Annotated in this window: 1 protein-coding gene; it reads left to right on the top strand. The window is 56.6% G+C overall.

What is annotated here, in order from left to right:
• The first annotated feature begins 228 nt into the window (after positions 1-228).
• Entirely contained in the window at positions 229-1044 is an 816-nt protein-coding gene (locus C7G61_RS42760; protein ID WP_108523417.1) for a hypothetical protein, read from the top strand.
• Positions 1045-1234 lie beyond the last annotated feature (190 nt).

Below are 1234 nucleotides of genomic sequence, written 5' to 3'. Positions count from 1 at the left end.
ATCCGCATTAGGCGAGCGGCCAAATCGAAAAAGCCGCCAAACTCGGCAAAATGACTGCGCCCGCCACGTCGCCAAACTCGCGACGTGTCTATGCTTCCGCTAGGACGTTTTTACGCAACCAAGACCCGTTGCAGACATTGTGTCCCGCAACTATTCCGCTAATCTATAGACCGCGCGATGACTAGCTTCGCGTTCCTGTGTTCGGCGCCCCGACAAGGATATTTCTGGATGCCTCCACGATCCTACCTGGCCATTGCGACCGGACTAGCGGCGTTGGTTGCAATGTCCGCATGGCTGACTTCGGGTTCGTCGATTTTTGTTTGGTACTGGCTGTTCGCTGCTTCCGGATGCATCCTTTGCGTCGTTGGCGCTTTTCGAGCCGTAAACGCCCTTGGCGCACCGCGCTGGGTTGCAGCAGCTTTCGCATTGCCGGCGCTTCTTTGGGCGATGAACATCGTTAAAGGTCTGGGCTATGAGGTCGTTGGCGCTCTAGGCCATTATGAGCCGGCTCGCTTGACAGACTTGATCATGATCTACACAGCTGGTCAGATCGCCTCCCTCGCGGCGGCAGCCGGCGCGCTACGGCTGGTAGAGACAATATCAGCGCCGCATGCATGGCTTCGCTTCGGCTACGCTGTCTTAGCGGCTTACGCAATCGTCGTTTGCATCGGGCTTGCTGCCGATGTTTGGGGATGGCATTTCGCAAGGAATGCGCACTATGCCGCGGTTACACGAGCATTGCGTGTCGCGGCGACATTCGTTGAATACGCAGCATTAATCGGAGCTGCGGTGCTGCTGACCAAGCGGCGCAGCATCGAACCTTGGGCTGGCATCGTGATCAGTCTGATCGGATGCATTATGTTATACCACACCTTGCGACTCGCATTTGAAGCTGAGGTGCGTACAATTCCCACCGTCTGGCCGCAGCCCCTCGTTATGTTCATTGGTGGAGTCGCAGTCTGGAGGATCGGTTCTCTTCTGAGCTTTCGAGCAGCTCCTACTCAAACGGATAAATTGTCAGAACATCTCAGTAGCGCGCGCTGAAGAGCGAAGTCCGTTTGCATTTCAGGGCGAACGAGGCGCCGCCCAAGAAGTCCCCTTGTGGCAGATTTTGTTGCAAAAGTCGGTTGAGACCGATGGATGTTGGCCGGTCGTTTCACTAACGGCGATCGGCTTTGTCCGCCGGCTCCCCGGCGCTCTCTACTCAACTCTTACGCTACGCAACACACGGCGC

Origin of the sequence: Bradyrhizobium algeriense (assembly GCF_003062295.1) — a bacterium.
In the GTDB taxonomy this organism is placed as follows: domain Bacteria; phylum Pseudomonadota; class Alphaproteobacteria; order Rhizobiales; family Xanthobacteraceae; genus Bradyrhizobium; species Bradyrhizobium algeriense.
Note: the sequence above shows the minus strand (reverse complement) of the source record. Positions and strands in the feature narration are given on the sequence as shown.